We start from the raw sequence: 19743 nt of genomic DNA on the forward strand, positions 1-19743 counted from the left end.
TAGAATAATCATGTAAGCTTCATACTTTGTCAAATGAAAATTGTATAAAGCTTTCTCTAGGATAAATTCACTTTTTAAAAGGAGGTAAGATTTGTCCAATTGTAAATGAGGCTCCCCGAGTCAGATTTATGAGGTGTCTTACGTGATAAAAACAGTATCGGCTGATGTTGATTTTGTGAAGAAGTTGAATAACTCGAAATTCACAGGGTTTGTTCATAGTACCTTTAATCGGACATTTAATATTAAATGTTCTCAAAATAATGAGTTATACACCATTGCATGCAGAAACGTAGATAATGGACCCAATACCTTAATTATCGATGTTGATAACATTAGACCTATGGAAATTGCAGTAAATGATCAGGTATTTACGAAAAAAAATATTTTGCACATTGGAAATAAGCTTGCCATTTCTTTTGAAAACGTTAATCAATGGATCAGTGTTGTTCCCGGATACCCTTCGAATGAAGAAATTTTGAATCAAAATTTAAAGAAGTTGAAAAAATTTATCGACATTCATGGAAAAAGCGGCGGAATAAAAAAACACGAATTACCCAATAGCCTATTTGAAGCGAAAATGTCCAACATGCTCGAACAACGAACTAATTTACTTTTAGACGAATTAGCGGAAGATCGAATGTCATCTGCTTTTGAACATGCCATTTCGATTATTGGTCTAGGACCAGGGCTTACACCATCAGGGGATGATTTTTTAGTTGGGCTATTTACCTCTTTTAGTATGTTGAACAGTCCATTCTATGGAAGAAGGTCATTCTGTGAAGATGTCGTTAGCAAGGCCAAAACCTTAACGAATGACATTAGCTGGATGGCATTGCAGAAAGCATCCACTGGTAAAGTGAGAGAGTCTATCATTTTGTTACTCAACGCCTTGCTCGATGAGAATGAAGCAGACTTATTTCTCTCTTTAAATAAAGTATTAAACATCGGATCTTCATCCGGTACTGACATCGCATTAGGTCTTGTCGGCGGATTGGAGGCCAATATAAAAGCAGGAGGAAAATTATATGTTAGTACAAGCATTGATTAAACCTAACACGTATTTCGATTCGGTATCATTAATGTCGCTATCTACTAAAGCGAATCAAATTGATGGTGTTGAACAAGCGATTATCGCAATGGGTACTGAAATGAACAAAGAGGTAATGAAAAATGTCGGTTTAATGACACCGGAAGTCGAGGAAGCCGGCGCAAGTGATTTGATTATTGTAGTGAAAGCTGAAACTGAGGAGCTCTTCGAAAACGCTTTCTTGAGCATAAATGAATTATTCACTAAAAGGGATTCAGGCAAAAAAGGAAAAGGTGATATTAAATACTCTACTATTTCCTCAGCTGCAGAAAATAATCCGGATGCAAATCTAGCGATTATTGCTGTGAATGGGGCATACGCTGCTAGAGAAGCGAGAAAAGCTCTTGAAAATAACTTGAATGTCATGATGTTCAGTGACAATGTTAGCGTCGAAGACGAAATTGCTTTAAAGAATTTAGCGCATGAAAAAGGATTATTAATGATGGGTCCTGACTGTGGTACAGCGATTATCGGAAATACTGCCCTTTGCTTTGCAAATGCTGTTAGAAAAGGAGATATCGGGATTGTTGGTGCATCCGGTACCGGGTCCCAAGAAGTAAGTGTTCGTATCCATGAATTTGGCGGCGGGATCACTCAGCTGATTGGCACCGGCGGAAGAGACCTTAAAGAAGAAGTTGGCGGAATCATGATGCTTGATGGAATCCAAGCGCTAGAAGATGACGAGGAAACAAAGGTTATTGTCCTTGTTTCGAAGCCTCCTGCACCAAGTGTGGAAGAAAAAGTGCTAGCGAAAATTAAAACATGTAAAAAGCCTGTTGTCGTTTGGTTTATTGGCGGCGATGAGGAGAAAATTACTGCAGCTGGCGGTCATTTTGCCAAAATGTCAAAGGAAGCAGCACTTAAAGCGGTTTTACTTGCTGGTACAGATGAGAGCAAACTTAATAAGCGTGCATTAAACATTCCGCTTATTGAAGAAGTTCGTACTAAATTAAAGCCAGAGCAAAGATATATTCGCGGTTTATTCAGCGGCGGTACACTTTGCGATGAGGCAATGCACGCAGCTATGGAGAAATTCGATAATGTATACAGCAATATCGCAAGAAATCCTGAGTATCGTTTAAAAGATCGTTATACAAGTCAAGAGCATACATTCATCGACTTTGGTGATGACGAATATACACAAGGCAAGCCGCATCCAATGATTGATCCTTCTACACGTCTTGACAGATTTATGCAGGAAGCAAAAGATCCATCCGTTGGTGTTATTGTAATGGACTTTGTATTAGGTTACGGTGCTCACGAAGATCCGGTTGGAGCATTCCTTCCTGCAATCATGGAAGCTAAACTGCTGGCAGAACAAGAAGGAAGGCATTTAGAGATTATTGGGTATGTTCTTGGTACAGAATTAGATCCGCAAGATTATGAAGAGCAAATCAATAAATTATTGGCTGCAGGTGTCACTCATGCAAGCAGCAGCCAGAACGCAGGTTTATTAGCAAGAGAATTTGTTGTGAAAGGAGAATAGCCATGAGTAAAATTAACGAACTTTTTAAAGGTAAACCAAATGTTATCAACGTAGGCATTGAATCTTTCAAAGAGGATTTAGCTAAACAAGGTGCAGAAGTCATTCATTTAGAATGGACACCACCGGGAAGAGGAAATCCTGCGTTAATTGCAGCGCTTGATAAGTTTGAAGACCCTGCCATTTTGAAAAGAATTGAAGAAGCAAATAAGTTGGCGGTGGAAAGAATTATTAATTCTCATCCGGTTCTAATCGGTTATGACCAAGCGATTAACTGTGTACCAGGTATGACAAAGAAAACCATTCTTCATGCCGGCCCGCCAATCACTTGGGATAAAATGAATGGCCCAATGAAGGGTGCTGTCACCGGTGCGCTGGTATTCGAAGGCTTGGCAAAGGATATTAACGAGGCCGCTGAACTTGCAGCATCTGGTGAAATCACCTTCTCGCCATGTCATGAACACAATTGTGTTGGTTCTATGGCAGGTGTCACTTCTGCATCAATGTTCATGCATATCGTTGAGAACAAAACATATGGCAATATTGCCTATACAAACTTAAGTGAACAGTTAGCGAAAATTCTTCGTATGGGTGCCAATGATCAAAGCGTAGTCGACCGATTAGTATGGATGCGTGATGTTTTTGGACCTATTTTAAGAGATGCAATGAAACTAAATCCGGATGGCATTGACTTGCGTTTAATGCTAGCCCAAGCGCTTCACATGGGTGATGAGTGCCACAACCGCAATGTTGCTGGAACGACTCTATTAATTCAAGCATTAACACCTTATATTTTACAAACTGATTATACAATTGAGCAGAAAAAAGAAGTATTTGATTTCGTAGCCAGCAGTGATTATTTCTCAGGTCCAACATGGATGGCAATGGCGAAATGTGCTCTTGATTCCGCTCACGGTATTGAAAATAGTACAATCGTAACCACTATGGCCCGTAATGGTGTGGAATTCGGAATCCGTGTCAGCGGCATGCCTGAAAATACATGGTTTACTGGCCCTGCACAAAAAGTTATTGGCCCAATGTTCGCTGGCTACAAGCCGGAAGACTCAGGACTTGATATCGGTGATAGTGCGATTACTGAAACATATGGTTTCGGCGGCTTTGCAATGGCTACTGCTCCTGCGATTGTTGCATTAGTAGGCGGCACAGTTGAAGAAGCAATCGGCTTTTCTACAAAAATGAAGGAAGTCACAACAACTCAGAATCCCAATGTAACAATCCCATTGCTTGATTTTATGGGTCTTCCAACTGGAATTGATGTGAGAAAAGTTGTCCAAACAGGAATAATGCCAGTCATTAATACTGCCATTGCCCATAAAGAAGCTGGTATCGGAATGATTGGCGCGGGTATCACTTATCCGCCGGTAGAAGCTTTTGAAAAAGCAATGTTGGCATTAAGCGAAACTATTCATTAATCAAATATGCTTTTTGGGGGAGGGTGATATCCCAACCCTTAATCATTGGTTTGGGAAACCTTCCCCCAAAAGCTCCATTGGAAACTGTGTGACAGGACATAAGAACAGGAGCGATTGTTGATGGACAATAAGTCTTTAAATTTGGAATTGATCTTTGTGAGTGAACGGGGAGATGTCAAAGCTGTTCAAAGATTGCTTGATGAGGGAGCAAGTGTAAATTTTAAAGATGAAAACGGCCGGACAGCATTAATGGCTGCGACTCAAAAAAATCAATTTGATACAGTAAAACTGTTGTTAGAAGCAGGCAGTGACGTCAATACCAGAGATATTACACAGCTAACACCTTTCATTTGTTCTGGTGCAAATGGTTTTCATAGAATTCTAGCCATGATGCTGCAATATGGTGCAGACCTAAAAAGTGTCAATCGTTTTGGCGGTACAGCCCTATTGCCATCTAGTGAGAAAGGCTATTTAAAAACAGTACAAGTTTGCCTTGATGCAGGGGTTCCCGTCAATCATGTGAATAATTTAGGCTGGTCAGCACTTCTTGAAGCAGTCATTTTGGGCAATGGGGGCCGTTTATACTCGAATATTATAGAAGTTCTTGTAGAAGCTGGGGCTGATGAGAATTTGCAGGATCGAGATGGAAAATCATCTCTTCACCATGCAGTAGAATTAAATCAAGAAAAAGTAGTTAAAATTCTTAAAAAAGAATTTCAAGAAAATAACCAAACAATTCAAACAGCCAAAAAGCTATATAAAGAAAATAGCATTGAAGAAGCAATCCTAGTAATCAATCAAGCTCTTTCAGAGGACCAAAACAATCTTGATTACTATTTCTACAAAGGATATAGCCTGCAAGAACTAAAGCGGTACGAAGAAGCGCTGGAAGAGTACAACAAAGCTTTAGCAATTAATCCCAATGAACTAGATTTCTACTTCTATACAGCAAACTGCTTGAGATTAATGAACAAGTCCGAGGAAGCGCTTGCAGAATATGATAAAGCTTGTGAATTAAACCCTGACGAAACGTTTTATCGTTATCACAAATCAAATTATTTAAGAGAATTGGGCAGACATGAGGAAGCAGTACGGGAAATGGATAAGCTGCTTGCAATGCAGCCGCATCGCTATGATTTCTCCTTCCACAAGGCTAACAGTCTAAGATCATTAGGGAGACATGAGGAAGCGATTGAAGCAATTGAGAATGCTATTAAACATGACCCGTCGAACTCTTTATATCATCTTCATAAAGAGCAATCTATTGAATTATTACAAAAATCAAGTAGTTAGATAGGAGAAGACGCAGTGAAAAAATTAGTTATTGTAGCAATCGGGGGGAATTCTTTGGTCCGGGAAAATGGACTAGATTCTGTTCAGGATCAATATGAGGCTGTTTGCGAAACGGCGGTAAATATCGCTGATATGGTTGCCGAAGGCTTAAACGTGGTTGTTACACATGGTAACGGACCACAGGTAGGGTTCGGTCTTAGAAGATCGGAAATTGCAAATGAAGTTGCCGGCATGCCGGAAGTACCACTGGTCAATTGCGGCGCTGAAACTCAAGGCGGAATAGGTTATCAAATTCAACAAGCTTTGATTAATGAATTTGCCAAAAGAGCTATGAACAAAAAAGTAGCAACTGTTATTACACAGGTTGAGGTAAGTCCCGATGACCCTAATTTTAAAAACCCTACAAAGCCGGTAGGTTCCTTCTTTACGATCGAACAAGCAGAAGAAATGAAGAGAGAACATCCGGATTGGATCTTTGTAGAAGACTCCGGCCGCGGTTATAGAAGGGTTGTTGCTTCGCCGAAACCAATAAATATAGTTGAAAAAGATGCAATTAAAACATTAATAGAGGCTGGATTTGTTGTCGTTGCTGTTGGCGGGGGCGGAATTCCTGTTGTTAAAACAGAAAATAGTTCATATGTAGGCATTGATGCGGTTATTGATAAAGATTTTGCAACAAGTTTGTTAGCAGAGCAAGTTGAGGCGGATACCTTAATCATTACAACAGGTGTTTCCAAAGTTTGCATTCATTTTGGCAAGCCAAATCAACAGGCACTCGAAAATATTTCAATTGAAGAAACAAAACAGTATGTTGCAGAAGGTCACTTCCCTCCAGGCAGCATGCTTCCCAAAATTGAAGCAAGTTTAAACTTCTTGGAAAAGGGCGGTTCCAGGGTCATCATCACAAACCCAGAGAGTCTAAAGGATGCTATTCAAGAAAAAGCAGGTACCCATCTTGTTAAAAAAAACAATTCATGACCATCTAAGACGGTCTTAAGGAGAATTTCACATGGGAAATATTTCTTTATGGAAAAAAGGAGACTTTGCTGCTTCCTTCGGTTTGTTCGTTAATGTTTTGACAGACTTTTTGGTAATGATCTCATTATTAATTGGTGTAGTTGGGATGCCAAAGGAGTTTGTTTTTAAACAAATTGTTCCTGGCTTTGGATTAGCTGTACTCCTATCTGGCATTGTATTTGCTTATTTTGGCTATAAATTAGCTAAGAAAACAGGCAGAACTGATGTCACAGCACTACCATCAGGTTCTAGTTCACCTGGTATTTTTCTTATCGTATTTGTCATTATGCTTCCTCTATATCATCAAACAAAGGATGCTGCTTTCACTACAACAGTCGGTGTGCTTTGGTGCTTCTTTGAGGCCACCATGCTAATAATAGGTGCATTCCTGGGCGATACTCTTAGAAAGTTCGTCCCAAGAACTGTATTACTCGCAGCCTTGGCAGGTTTGGCATTTGTATTCTTGGGTATGAACCCAATGCTGCAATCTTTTGAAATGCCTATAGTGGCATTTGTTGCACTTATCATCATCTTCATGAACTGGTTAAGTAAACATCCAATATTAAAGAAAATACCTACGGGTTTATTATTGATTGTAATAGGAACCGCAATTGCCTGGATATTCGGATATCAAAGTCCTGCTGCGGTTACTGAAGCTCTGAAATCATTTGGCTTTAATCCTCCCATGTTGCATTTAAATGGACTTTTCGACCATATTGGCGCTGCTCTGCCATATTTATTAACTGCTGTACCTCTAGGGTTAGCGAACTACATTTTTAATCTGGAAAATGTTGAAGCTGCTGCTGTTGTTGGGGATGAATACAAAACTAGAGATGTTATGCTTACAAATGGTATTTGTTCTGCAATAGGCGGCCTATGTGGTAACCCATTCCCGGTAACAGTATATGTAGGCCATGCTGGTTGGAAAGAAGTTGGTGCAGGTATAGGCTATTCTATTGCTAGCTGTGCAGCGATATTTTTATTATCGATTTTAAGTCTAATGGGACTGTTGCTGGCTGTTATTCCAATTGCCGCTATTGTTCCGATGCTCGTATTTATTGCGATTGTAACAGGGCATCAAGCTGTCAAAAACAGTCCGCAATTTGAAGCCCCTGTAATCTTTGTATGTTTCTTCCCATGGGTTGCTAACTGGGCACTTGTTGCTGTTAATAATGCAATTTCGGCTGCTGGTATGTCGGTGGGTACTGCTGCCAATCAAGTTTCTTCACTTGCCCTGCACAATGCCGGACTTTTCTACGATGGCTTGGTAGCCCTAGGTAATGGTGCTCCTATTACTAGTGTTCTTTGGGGCTGTATCGCAATCTTTACGATCCGTAACACGCCTATTGGGGGCATAATAGCTGCAGTGCTAGGGGCTGTTTTAACTTTTATTGGTGCAATTCATACAAGCACTATCGGACTTGCCCAAACAACTGCTATGCCTTTCGTTTGGGGATATCTACTAATTGGAGGATTTTTAGCATATAAACTCTATGTAAATAAGAAGGAAAACATTGGTCCTGTTACAGAGTAAAAGTGAAAAGCTACTCAGGAATTAACTTAGATTACTTCCAAATTTAGTTATTTTAAAAAATATATAATGAACAAAACTTGGAGGAATTTGGCTATGGAAAAATACATTAAAATGGCTGTTGATGCAACGATAGAAGGTATGAACAATAAGATCGGCGGACCATTTGGTGCCACAATTGTACGTGATGGTGAAGTCATTGCTGCAGTAAGCAATACGATGATGAGAGATACTGACCCTTCTGCACACGCAGAATTGGTTGCGGTTAGAGAAGCTTGTAAAAAATTAGGGACTTTTGATTTATCAGATTGCATAATGTATGCAACTTGTGAGCCATGTCCAATGTGTGTGTCTGTCATGATTTGGGCGGGGATTAAAGAGGTATATTACGTTAATACAAAAGAAGATGCTGATAAGCATGGGTTCTCCGACATGCACCTGCGCAAATATTTAAAAGGTGAAGATGATAGCGTTATAAAAATGGTTAAAGTAGAACAAAGAGATGATTGCGATAACTTATTTGAGCATTTTCATAAGCTTAACGAGAAGTAATAAATAAGCGAAAAAAGTCCGGTCTGTGAAGTTTCAGCACCGGGCTTTTAACATTATTCTACGTGTTTAGGTGGACATGCAGGAAATCAGCAACTTGTAGAAGGGCATTTTGAACTATAGGATCATGAAATTCTTGATCAAATACATGCTCACCATTTAATACTGTTATTAACTTTGCTTCGACAGATTCTTTGATGATGGCTGCTCTCATAAACACAGACTGCTCGTATGGAACATCCATGTCTTTTGTCCCATGCAGCATTAGTGTTGGGGGATAGTCCTTGGTAACATTGTGAATTGGACAATATTTCTTGAGCACTTCTTTGTTGCTCTCTTGCATCTTGCCAGTGATTAAATTAATCCAAGTACCTTGCTGTCTGCCATGTACATAAAGAAGGAACCGCTCTTCTACAGAGGCTTCGGTAAGCGTCCTATCTGAAATAAGAGTATTTGCTACATTTTGTGGAACCATGTCTTTTTGACAATAATATTTGCTTGGTGAAGTTGCCCATTTACCTAAAATGTCGCCATATCCATAGAAGGAGACAATTGCGCTTGGTTTATTTTTAAAGGTGCCGGTACTTAGTGCTAAAAACCCGCCAGCGGAACTGCCAACTACAGCGATTTTTTGGGGATTAATCGAGAACTGTTCTACCCCTTTTGTGATAATCCAATCGATTGCATCTTGAATGTCCTCGAGAATTTCCGGCAGCTTCGTTTCTGGAGCCAGGCGATAATCGATGGAAAACAACGCGAACCCGTTGTCGGTATATAACCGAATCATATCGTCACTAATTTCTTCTCTTGTACCCCAAATTAATCCCCCGCCGTGAATATAAACCACAACAGGTGCATGCTCCCGATTTGTTCCATAGTAATCTGCTTTTAGTTCAAAGGAATCGTTCTGCTTATATATAACTGTTTGCTTCATCAATTTGCACGTCCAATCATGAAGTATTGAGAACGTGCCAAGTTTATCAAAGAATGTAAAAAAAGTCATTGTGTATGTTGCCTAACAAAAATACTGATATTTTGGATTAGTGGTACAAAGACGGATTTGTGCAATGTGTCTAAAATGAAGATATAGTCAAGATGTTGGAACGCTAATAAGCTTTCATTATTTGTAGCGTAATAAAGATTGCTTTAATGGATTTGTTCGGCACTTTTCTTTAGATGGTGCTGGACTTTGTATTCTAATAAAATTTTTTGGAGGTAAGCTGCTTTGCAAATGAGTAAAAGTAATAATTTCTTTAGTACCCTTCAATGGTTTATCTATTTACTCGCAAATTCGATTGCGCTTCCGGTTGTGATTGGAAATGTATTTCACCTTTCTGATGCAGCAATTTCGGACCTTATGCAAAGAACGTTTTTTATTGTCGGATTAAGCTCTTTTATTCAGTTGAAATTTGGCCATCGATTTCCAATTGCAGACGGACCTGCTGGGTCCTGGGTAAGCATTTTTGTTATTTTCGCAGGAGTTGGCGCGGAGCAGGGATTGACAATGAAAGAAACATTACAGACTCTTGAGGCAGGATTAATTTTAGCAGGAATGCTGCTATTGTTATTAGGCGTGTCGAAATGGGTACGTCATTTGCTATTCCTCTTCTCTCCATTGGTAACTGGTTGTTTTCTTTTTATTTTGGCAATCCAGCTAAGTGGTGTATTTATAAAAGGAATGGTATCCATAAATCCTCTTACAGGCCAAATTGACAAGGTGAGTTTCTTTGCTGCAATACTAGTATTTTTCCTTATCATCTTCCTTTCCACAAAAGGAAAGGGCTGGCTGAAAAGTTACGCAATTTTAATAGGTATAGTATGCGGTTGGGTGCTGTTATTAATCTTCGGTAAGAGTTCACAGTCTATATCTTATTCAGCATCATGGATTAAATTTCCTGAGATATTTCCTTGGGGATATCCACATATGACAAGTGGTATTTTGATTACCTCGATACTATTTACCTTTTTACTTATTTCAAACACATTTGCTGCTATCAGTGCTGCAGCGGATACAATTCCAAATCAACAAACATCATTAGAAGTTAGGCTTTATAAAGGAACATGCGCTGGGGGACTTTCTCATATTTTATCAGCCGTATTTTCAACCATTGCCGTTGTACCGCTTCCGGCGACTGCAGGGTTTGTTAAGATAACCAAACAATACAGGATTTTTCCATTCGCTGCAGCATGTGGAGTTTTAATGGCCTTTTCCTTTTTTCCTGGTGCAGTGAGTTTGTTGGCATCGCTGCCATTATCTGTTGCAAGTGCTGCGCTTTTAGCAACATTAATTGATATGCTGTCAATTGGTATCAGGTCATTGACAAAGCAACCATTAAACGATAGGAATATAGCCATTATTGGAATTTCACTCCTATTAGGGATTGGAACAATGTTTTTACCTGCTGATGGTTTAAATGGACTTCCGTACGTGATTCAAAATCTGGGTAAAAATGGTTTATTAGTCGGGACTTTTATGGCTATCTTACTTGAACAGATTTGGAAAGAAAAACAGCCATCGACAACTATATGATTTTAATAGAAAAAAAGCGTGCAAAGAATTTTTGCACGCTTTCTGCTGTTATTTGTCATTTTTCTTCTCATTGCTTTTATCGCTAAGCGTGCGATAAATCTGCGTATACATGCTGCCTTCTGCTATATTTTCAAGAAAAAATGGTCCAATTAGTTCAAGATATTCTTCATCATCAAACATTTTCTTATTTTGCCATTCCATCTCCGCTAACCCGTCGTAAGTAGAGAGCAATGCATATGTATGATCGTTTCCAGAAATTGGCGTTAGAATCTCAACCTTATGGTTATAATTTTCCATTCTAAATTTTTTTATTTCTCGTAAATTTTCAATGCCTTCTTTAAATTTATCCTGTTTAATCGTGAATGTCTGGTGAACAATAACCGACATTGCATTACCTCCAATCAACTAAATAAGAAGGCAGTCTCGAAGGCTAGTGGATCAGAATCCATGTGAGACTGCCTCTTTCTATTTTGGACTAGTTTATTGATAGCTTTCCCAATCCGTGTAATGGCCGCTGCCTTGACATCCCGGACATTCAAACGAATTAAAATATGCAAATTCATTGTAAGGGTAAACGGTGTAGCCTCGGCCAAAACAATCTGGACATTTGCCTTGGTCTTTCATATTGGAGAGATGATTTTGATATCGTGTTTCTCTCCATTGATTGAATGAACTGAGCAGTCCCATTTTTTTCACCTCAACGTTTTTATTTAGTATGGGGTAAAAATGGAATAATTATGCTTTTACCATTTAAAAAGGTAACAGCTGCTGCAAATACTTTTATATAATAATATTTTTATGTAAAACAAGCCCTGTTTGTGAATGCAAAAAAACGGTAATCCCGTTGATTACCGCTTTTTTTTAAAATATTAAATGCTGAGATTTAGTTTTTTTATTCGATACTGCAGGCTTTGCCGGCTTAGTCCCAGCAGTTTAGCACTCTTTGAAATATTGTGGTTATTCTTTTTCAGCACATGTTCGATGTAGGATTTTTCAAATAGCTCCAGCTGCTCCTTAAGAGGGATCGCAATATCAGCCTGTTCATTAATAAAGGTATCAACTGTAGAAAGAGGGAGCATTCTTTCCTTCATTTGCATTTTATTGCGGTATTGATACGGTAAATGGGAGTACTTGATGATTTCTTCATCCATCATGATGTTCATCGCAGCTTCAATGATATGTTCAAGCTCGCGGATGTTACCGTGCCAATCATATTCAAAAAATGATTGCTTAACCTCATCAGATAATCCTTTTACATTCATTTGAAAACGTTCATTATATTTTTCGATAAAGTGCTCCACCAATAATGGAATATCTTCTTTTCTTTCTCTTAATGGCGGGATGAAAATCGTTACCACCCCCAGCCGATAATATAAATCTTTTCGAAGATTGTTATTGGCGACGGCATCAATCGGATCCTCGTTGATATTGGCGATCACCCTGACATCAACAGGTGTATCCTTTGTATCGCCGATTCTGCGGATCATTCGTTCCTGTAGAACCCGAAGCAGCTTTGCCTGAAGGTTCATATTTAAAGAGTTAATTTCATCAAGTAACAGTGTGCCGCCTTCAGCCTGTTCAAATAATCCCGGTGAATCAACAGAGCCCGTAAAAGCTCCGCGTTTCGTTCCGAAAAGAAGGCTTTCGATTAAATTATCAGGCAAGGCAGCACAGTTTTGCGAAATAAATGGACTGGCAAGCCGAGTGCTGGCATTATGAATACTCTGCGCAAAAAGCTCTTTGCCTGTACCTGTTTCCCCAACGATTAATACATAGGATGCAGTCCGGCTCGCACGTTTCGCTGCCTCGATCACTTCTTTAAGGGCAGGGCTATTCCCAATGATATTATCAAACGTATATCTGGTGCCGCTTTTATTGGTATTTCCTTTTATCAGGCGTTCGAGTTTCGTCACGTCATTGGCAATTTCAACTGCACCTTGCAGATTTTCATTTTGATAAATTGGGATCGTATTATTGATGGTTGTAATTTCGCGGCCCTTATTATTAAAATAGGTTTGCTTGACATTACTGGTTTCTTTCCCATCCTGTAGAGCTTTTACTAGTGTACTAGATTGATTATCTTTAAATTTAAAAACATCCAGCAAATTCTTATTGATTACTTCCTGAATATCCATCGACTCTATTTGCATCATTTTTTTATTGTAAACGATTGTTTTCCCCGTATTATCGACGGCGTGGACACCTACGTCGACCTCGTCCAATATCCTTTTGTACATACTGTTTATATATTGCAGCTGTTGAATTGTTCTTTTTGTATTTTCCATGACGTTTTCTCTCCTTGCAAATCCCTTATGCACCAATTTAATCAAAAATCAGACTATAATGCAAAATAATTTTGCGTAAATTCTTAAATATATGCAAAATAGCAAAAAAAATTGGCGTGTTTTTTATATTGAAATGTTGTTAAACTGCAAAAAAATAGTTGGCACGGAACTTGCATATTAAAAGTGTGTTACAAACAAAGGAGGCTTAATTACATGCAACCGTATACACATGAACCACTTACGAATTTTTCTGAAGAAAAAAATAAAAAAGCATTTCAAGATGCACTTGACTTCGTTCAATCACAGCTTGGCAAGCACTATCCAGTCGTCATTGGCGGAGAGCTAATTACAACTGACAAAAAGATTGCGTCTATCAATCCAGCAAAAAAGGAAGAAGTTATCGGTACCGTATCGATGGTGGACCTAGAATTAGCTGAAAGTGCTATGCAAACAGCATTAACTACTTTTGAAACATGGAAAAACTGGGCCCCTGAACATCGTGCCAACATTATATTCCGCGCTGCAGCCATTCTGCGCCGCCGCAAGCATGAATTTTCCAGCTACATGGTGAAGGAAGCAGGGAAGCCATGGAAGGAAGCAGATGCTGATACCGCAGAAGCGATTGACTTTTTAGAATTCTATGGCCGTCAAATGCTGAAAATCAAAGACGGTGCTCAAGTAAACAGCCGTCCCGGTGAATTTAATCAGTTCGGCTATATTCCGCTTGGAGTGGGGATTATTATTTCACCATTTAACTTCCCATTGGCGATCATGGCCGGAACTACAGTAGCTGCGATTGTTGCCGGAAACACTGTGCTTTTAAAGCCGGCAAACTCAACGCCAATCATTGCTGCAAAATTTGTAGAGCTAATGCATGAAGCTGGACTTCCTAATGGAGTATTGAACTATGTTCCAGGCAGCGGGGCTGAAATTGGGGATTATCTTGTTGACCATCCAAAAACACGGTTCGTATCCTTCACAGGTTCCCGTGAAGTGGGCTGCCGCATTTACGAACGCGCAGCTAAAGTTAACCCAGGCCAAATTTGGCTGAAGCGTGTGATAGCCGAAATGGGCGGTAAAGATACAGTTGTTGTCGATAAAGATGCAGATTTAGATTTAGCCGTGTCTTCTATCGTTTACTCTGCATTTGGATTCTCTGGTCAAAAATGTTCCGCAGGATCACGTGCTGTTATTCACCAAGATGTTTATGATGATGTTCTTGAAAAAGTGGTTGCCCTTACCAAGACTTTAACGCTTGGAAGCCCTGAATCAGCCGATACTTATATGGGACCTGTCATTGATGAAAGATCCTTCAAAAAAATCATGAGCTATATTGAAATTGGCAAACAAGAAGGCAGACTTATGACCGGCGGTGAAGGGGACGATTCTAAGGGCTACTTCATTCAGCCGACCATTTTTGCGGATGTTGATGAGAATGCCCACATTATGCTTGAGGAAATTTTTGGGCCGGTATTGGCTATCGCTAAAGCACGTGATTTTGACCATATGATGCAGATTGCCAATAACACCGATTATGGCTTAACTGGTGCATTGGTTTCCAATAATCGTGAGCATATTGAAAGAGCCCGCCGCGAATTCCATGTTGGCAATCTCTATTTCAACCGCGGCTGTACAGGTGCCATTGTTGGCTATCAGCCATTTGGCGGATTTAATATGTCAGGAACGGACTCCAAAGCAGGCGGCCCTGATTATTTAATTCTTCATATGCAAGCAAAAACGACTTCAGAAACGCTGTAATTTTAAGAGGATAGCAAGGGGGTTCACAAGCTCTCTTGCAACTATAAAGGGAGGACATAAAATGACTATGACATCAACTAAATCTACTGAAATTATTGAAAAAACACATAAATTTGGAGCTAATAACTATCATCCGCTGCCAATCGTCATTTCCAAGGCAGAAGGGGTTTGGGTGGAAAATCCTGAAGGAACACGCTACATGGATATGCTTAGTGCGTATTCCGCAGTAAACCAGGGCCATCGTCATCCAAAAATCATTCAAGCTTTGAAAGACCAGGCAGACCGCGTAACTCTAACATCACGCGCATTCCATAACGACCAGCTTGGCCCTTGGTATGAAAGAATCTGCAAACTGACCAACAAGAACATGGCGCTTCCAATGAACACTGGTGCAGAAGCAGTTGAAACAGCGTTAAAAGCTGCACGCCGCTGGGGTTATGATGTGAAAGGCATTGCAGAAAATCAGGCAGAAATCATTGCATGCACAGGCAATTTCCATGGCCGGACCATGGGTGCGGTTTCCTTATCTTCCGACCCAGAATATAAGCGCGGTTTTGGCCCGATGCTTCCTGGGATTAAATTAATTCCTTACGGTGACCTTGAGGCGTTAAAGGCAGCGATTACTCCAAATACTGCAGCATTCTTAATGGAACCAATTCAAGGTGAGGCGGGAATCATTTTACCTCCTGACGGATTTTTAAAGGCTGCTTCTGAACTATGTAAAGAAAACAATGTCTTATTTATTGCCGATGAAATTCAAGTTGGCTTAGCCCGTACTGGTAAAATGTTCGCCTGTGATTGGGAAGATGTTGAACCAGATATGCTTATTTTAGGTAAGGCATTAGGCGGCGGGGTATTCCCAATTTCCTGCGTGGTTGCCAATTCCGATGTTTTAGGTGTATTTAATCCAGGATCGCACGGTTCCACTTTCGGCGGTAATCCGCTCGCTTGTGCCGTGTCCCTTGCAGCACTTGATGTCATCGAAGAGGAAAACCTGCCTGAACGTTCACTTGAATTAGGGAAATATTTCCTAGATCAATTGAAGACAATCAGCAATCCGATGATTAAGGAAGTCCGCGGTAAAGGATTGTTTATCGGGGTGGAACTAACAGAGGAAGCAAGACCATATTGTGAACAGTTGAAAGAAGAAGGCTTGTTATGTAAAGAAACGCATGATACAGTTATTCGTTTTGCACCGCCGCTGATCATTTCCAAAGAAGAAATTGATTGGGCAGTTGCAAAAATTCAAAAGATTTTAGGGTAATTAATATTAATATTTTAAAAATTTGACGAGGTGTCTTCCATGTCTGTTAATGCAGTGGTAAACGAAATGAAAAAAGAGCAGCAAAAGGAGCAGGAGTCATTAAATTTGTTTTACTCTACGCAAACAGTAATACAAAAGGCTTTGGCAAAATTGGGTTACCAAAACGAGATGTTTGACTTATTAAAAGAACCATTAAGATTGTTGACAGTCCGCATACCAGTCAGAATGGATGACGGTTCAGTTAAAGTGTTTACCGGTTACCGCTCCCAGCATAATGATGCGGTTGGTCCAACTAAGGGCGGCGTTCGCTTCCATCCGGAAGTGAATGAAGAAGAAGTAAAAGCATTGTCCATCTGGATGAGCTTAAAGTGCGGCATCACCAATCTTCCTTATGGCGGTGGTAAAGGCGGCATCATTTGCGACCCGCGGAAGATGTCTTTTAGAGAGCTTGAAAGATTGAGCCGCGGCTATGTTCGTGCGATTAGCCAGATTGTTGGTCCGACAAAGGACATTCCGGCTCCGGATGTTTATACGAACTCCCAAATTATGGCGTGGATGATGGATGAATACAGCCGTCTTCGCGAGTTCGACTCACCAGGATTTATTACCGGTAAGCCAATCGTATTGGGCGGTTCCCAAGGGCGTGAAACGGCAACGGCACGCGGCGTAACTATTTGCATTGAAGAAGCGGTTAAGAAAAAAGGCATTGAACTGCAAGGTGCTCGGGTAGTTATCCAAGGTTTCGGAAACGCGGGCAGCTATTTAGCTAAATTCATGCATGATGCCGGTGCAAAGGTTATTGCTGTTTCCGATGTTTATGGCGGAGTCCATGACCCAAATGGTCTTGACATTGACTTCTTGCTTGATAGAAGAGATAGTTTTGGTACGTTCTCACAGCTCTTTAAAGAGACAATTTCCAATAAAGAACTGCTTGAATTAGAGTGTGACATTCTTGTTCCTGCTGCCATTTCAAATCAAATCACTGCGGAAAACGCAGCCAATATTAAAGCAGCAATCGTAGTCGAAGCTGCTAATGGTCCGACAACTCTTGAAGCAACGAATATTCTGACTGAACGCGGTGTCCTGCTTGTCCCTGATATTTTGGCAAGTGCAGGCGGTGTAACAGTTTCCTATTTTGAATGGGTGCAAAATAATCAAGGTTATTATTGGACTGAAGAGGAAGTAGCCGAGAAACTTAAAAAAGTAATGGTTGACTCTTTCGAAAAAATCTATCGGACGGCGAATGAATATCAAGTTGACATGCGTTTGGCCGCCTACATGACAGGTATTAGAAAAATGGCGGAAGCAGCACAATTCCGCGGCTGGGTGTAAGAAGCTTTCAAAATCGGACGAAATCTTAGATAAGGAGAGAACAAAATTGATTTTTAAGGATGAAACTATTTATAGTCCCTGTTCTGGCACGGTTGAAAAAGTTGTCGCAAAGGAAAACAACCACGTGTATGAATGGGAGAAACTATTTCTAGTAAGAGCAGAGAACGGTGCCATTGTAGAGATTTCGTTCGGTATAAGCGGCTATGTAAGATCCATTTATGTAAAGAAGGGACAAAAGGTGGATCCGCAAACCAAGTTAGGAATCATCCAAGATGATTTACAAATTACCGGCTGCGATTAATAAAAATAGTTGATTTTACATCCATTTAATACTCTTCCCATTTTGCTGGGAAGAGTATTTTTGCATATGGAGCGCAAAATATTTAAAATTATGCCAAAAATTTTGGCGCTATAATTTCGAAAAATGTTCAAAAATTAAGCTTTTTATGTTGGCATGAAAATTGCAAATTAATATAACGTAAAAATAGTGATAATTTTAGAAAGATTTGCCGGTTGTATAAAATTATATATTCGCTTATTCTTTCTTGTGTGACAGAAAAGTGAAGGCAGCTGGCCAGTCACATTTTCTCCTGTTTTTACAATCATCATCAATTTGAAAGCGTATACTTCAATGGGGAAGAGGGGAAATTCATGCAATTACCTGAAGAAAACAATCAAACTCATGAACTGCAAAGAACGATGAAGTCCCGCCATCTGTTCATGATTTCGCTGGGCGGAGTCATCGGTTCAGGTTTGTTCTTAGGATCTGGTTATACCATCAGCCAGGCAGGACCGACAGGAGCAATTATTTCGTATATCGTCGGCGGTTTCATTATGTTTTTAACAATGCTTTGTCTTGGCGAATTATCTGTCGCCATGCCAGTATCGGGATCGTTCCAAACCTATACCACTAAATTTATTGGACCGGGGACAGGATTTGCTCTTGGTTGGTTATATTGGTTAGGCTGGGCTGTTACTGTTGCTCTTGAACTGCTGTCAGCAGGACAGCTGATGCAGCGCTGGTTTCCGCATGTAGATGTGTGGGTATGGAGTGCAGTTTTTGCCGTCGTATTATTTTCTCTAAATGCTTTATCTGCCCGAGCTTTTGGTGAAGCAGAATTTTGGTTTTCAAGTATAAAAATTTTAGCAATTATCATGTTTATCGCACTAGGCGGCGCTGCCATGTTTGGTCTAATTCATATGAAAGGCGGACATGCTGCCCCATTCTTATCGAACTTTACAGCTCACGGTATCATGCCGCACGGCTTTACTGCTTTAATCATTACCATGATTGCAGTTAACTTCTCGTTCCAGGGAACCGAATTAATCGGGATTGCTGCCGGAGAAAGTGAAGAGCCGGAGAAAACCATTCCAAAATCGATTAAACAAACAGTTTGGCGTACTCTATTTTTCTTCGTGTTAGCCATCTTTGTCGTGGCCGGCTTAATTCCAATGGAAAAAGCAGGTGTGGTGGAAAGCCCGTTCGTTGTGGTATTTGACAGTATCGGTATTCCATATGCTGCTGATATTATGAACTTTGTAATCCTAACAGCTTTACTTTCTGTAGCAAACTCAGGTCTTTACGCTGCAACCCGGATGTTGTATGCAATGTCCAAGGAAAAGATGGCCAGCCCTGCTCTAACAAAAGTAACCAAGAATGGTGTTCCATTGAATGCGCTTCTGTTAACACTTGGGATTGCACTCCTATCTTTATTATCAGGCTTTTTTGCTGAAAAAACTGTCTTTGTTTGGCTTTTGTCAGTAGCAGGTTTAGGAGCACAGGTGGGCTGGATTTCCATTACTGCTTCACAAATTGCCTTCCGTCGTAAATTTATCCGTGAAGGCGGTAAAGTGGAGGATTTGAAATTTAAAACACCACTATTTCCAATCCTGCCAATTATTGGACTAACCTTAAACGTTGTGGTATTGTCCAGCTTGGCATTTGACTCAGAGCAGCGCTTGGCATTGTATCTTGGTGTTCCATTTGTTATCGCCTGCTACTTGATTTATCATTTTAAAATTAAAAAGAACCGCGAGCAGGACGGAACAGAAGAACAAGAATTACAACTTCAAAATGATAAAAAAATGGTTATTTAATTTTCAAAAACGCTTGAACTTCCAAGCGTTTTTTTTCGTGGATAATCTTTTAAAATCACCAAATAATAAAAATGAGGTGATATT

At 40.0% G+C, this 19743-nt stretch carries 17 protein-coding genes; 13 read left to right on the top strand and 4 right to left on the bottom strand.

The features are described 5' to 3' along the window. Positions 1 to 142 precede the first annotated feature (142 nt). The 7 genes from V5M37_RS11165 (at position 143) to V5M37_RS11195 (ending at position 8396) form a co-directional block, all read left to right on the top strand. Positions 143 to 1048 (top strand): DUF2877 domain-containing protein, encoded by a 906-nt coding sequence (locus tag V5M37_RS11165; RefSeq protein ID WP_423801983.1) that lies wholly within the window; start codon positions 143 to 145, stop codon positions 1046 to 1048. Continuing rightward, positions 1026 to 2573 carry an acyl-CoA synthetase FdrA gene (gene fdrA, locus V5M37_RS11170; RefSeq protein ID WP_423801984.1) on the top strand — a complete coding sequence of 516 codons (1548 nt, stop codon included), beginning with the start codon at positions 1026 to 1028 and terminating at the stop codon, positions 2571 to 2573. Before V5M37_RS11165 ends, fdrA begins: the two co-directional genes overlap by 23 nt. Positions 2574 to 2575: 2 nt before the next feature. Then, entirely contained in the window at positions 2576 to 4003 is a 1428-nt protein-coding gene (locus tag V5M37_RS11175; RefSeq protein WP_423801985.1) for a DUF1116 domain-containing protein, read from the top strand. 120 nt (positions 4004 to 4123) lie between these two features. Next, positions 4124 to 5296 (top strand): ankyrin repeat domain-containing protein, encoded by a 1173-nt coding sequence (locus tag V5M37_RS11180; protein ID WP_423801986.1) that lies wholly within the window; start codon positions 4124 to 4126, stop codon positions 5294 to 5296. A gap of 15 nt (positions 5297 to 5311) precedes the next feature. Next, positions 5312 to 6274, top strand: a complete 963-nt coding sequence (gene arcC / locus V5M37_RS11185) for a carbamate kinase (protein ID WP_423801987.1) — start codon at positions 5312 to 5314, stop codon at positions 6272 to 6274. Positions 6275 to 6305: 31 nt separating this feature from the next. Continuing rightward, positions 6306 to 7847 (top strand): xanthine permease, encoded by a 1542-nt coding sequence (locus V5M37_RS11190; RefSeq protein ID WP_423801988.1) that lies wholly within the window; start codon positions 6306 to 6308, stop codon positions 7845 to 7847. 93 nt (positions 7848 to 7940) lie between these two features. After that, positions 7941 to 8396: a nucleoside deaminase gene (locus V5M37_RS11195; RefSeq protein WP_423801989.1), complete on the top strand. Its 456-nt coding sequence runs from the start codon at positions 7941 to 7943 to the stop codon at positions 8394 to 8396. Positions 8397 to 8454: 58 nt separating this feature from the next. Here V5M37_RS11195 and V5M37_RS11200 read toward each other — a convergent pair whose 3' ends face one another. After that, positions 8455 to 9327 carry an alpha/beta fold hydrolase gene (locus V5M37_RS11200; protein WP_423801990.1) on the bottom strand — a complete coding sequence of 291 codons (873 nt, stop codon included), beginning with the start codon at positions 9325 to 9327 and terminating at the stop codon, positions 8455 to 8457. A gap of 297 nt (positions 9328 to 9624) precedes the next feature. On the opposite strand from V5M37_RS11200, the gene V5M37_RS11205 reads away from it, so the two are divergent. Further along, positions 9625 to 10923, top strand: coding sequence for a purine/pyrimidine permease (locus tag V5M37_RS11205; RefSeq protein ID WP_423802606.1), 1299 nt, complete (start codon positions 9625 to 9627; stop codon positions 10921 to 10923). Positions 10924 to 10971: 48 nt separating this feature from the next. Here the strand turns inward: V5M37_RS11205 and V5M37_RS11210 are convergent, their stop codons facing one another. The 3 genes from V5M37_RS11210 to V5M37_RS11220 form a co-directional block, all read right to left on the bottom strand. Further along, on the bottom strand, positions 10972 to 11310 hold the full coding sequence (locus V5M37_RS11210; protein WP_423801991.1) for a hypothetical protein: 339 nt from the start codon (positions 11308 to 11310) through the stop codon (positions 10972 to 10974). A 93-nt stretch (positions 11311 to 11403) separates the two neighbouring features. Beyond that, positions 11404 to 11610, bottom strand: coding sequence for a methionine aminopeptidase (locus tag V5M37_RS11215; RefSeq protein ID WP_241113643.1), 207 nt, complete (start codon positions 11608 to 11610; stop codon positions 11404 to 11406). A 182-nt stretch (positions 11611 to 11792) separates the two neighbouring features. After that, the gene (locus V5M37_RS11220) at positions 11793 to 13208 is read right to left on the bottom strand and encodes a sigma-54 interaction domain-containing protein (protein ID WP_423801992.1); all 1416 of its coding nucleotides are present in this window, start codon (positions 13206 to 13208) and stop codon (positions 11793 to 11795) included. A gap of 213 nt (positions 13209 to 13421) precedes the next feature. On the opposite strand from V5M37_RS11220, the gene pruA reads away from it, so the two are divergent. The 5 genes from pruA (at position 13422) to V5M37_RS11245 (ending at position 19659) form a co-directional block, all read left to right on the top strand. Next, positions 13422 to 14966, top strand: coding sequence for an L-glutamate gamma-semialdehyde dehydrogenase (pruA, locus tag V5M37_RS11225; protein WP_423801993.1), 1545 nt, complete (start codon positions 13422 to 13424; stop codon positions 14964 to 14966). Positions 14967 to 15033: 67 nt separating this feature from the next. After that, positions 15034 to 16230, top strand: a complete 1197-nt coding sequence (locus tag V5M37_RS11230) for an ornithine--oxo-acid transaminase (RefSeq protein WP_423802607.1) — start codon at positions 15034 to 15036, stop codon at positions 16228 to 16230. Positions 16231 to 16296: 66 nt separating this feature from the next. Continuing rightward, entirely contained in the window at positions 16297 to 17562 is a 1266-nt protein-coding gene (locus V5M37_RS11235) for a Glu/Leu/Phe/Val family dehydrogenase (RefSeq protein WP_423802608.1), read from the top strand. A 46-nt stretch (positions 17563 to 17608) separates the two neighbouring features. Further along, positions 17609 to 17863 carry a hypothetical protein gene (locus tag V5M37_RS11240; RefSeq protein ID WP_423801994.1) on the top strand — a complete coding sequence of 85 codons (255 nt, stop codon included), beginning with the start codon at positions 17609 to 17611 and terminating at the stop codon, positions 17861 to 17863. A 350-nt stretch (positions 17864 to 18213) separates the two neighbouring features. Then, positions 18214 to 19659 (top strand): amino acid permease, encoded by a 1446-nt coding sequence (locus tag V5M37_RS11245; protein WP_423801995.1) that lies wholly within the window; start codon positions 18214 to 18216, stop codon positions 19657 to 19659. Positions 19660 to 19743 lie beyond the last annotated feature (84 nt).

The organism is Neobacillus sp. SAB-20_R2A (genome assembly GCF_049568635.1).
Taxonomy (GTDB): Bacteria; Bacillota; Bacilli; order Bacillales; family Cytobacillaceae; genus Neobacillus; species Neobacillus citreus.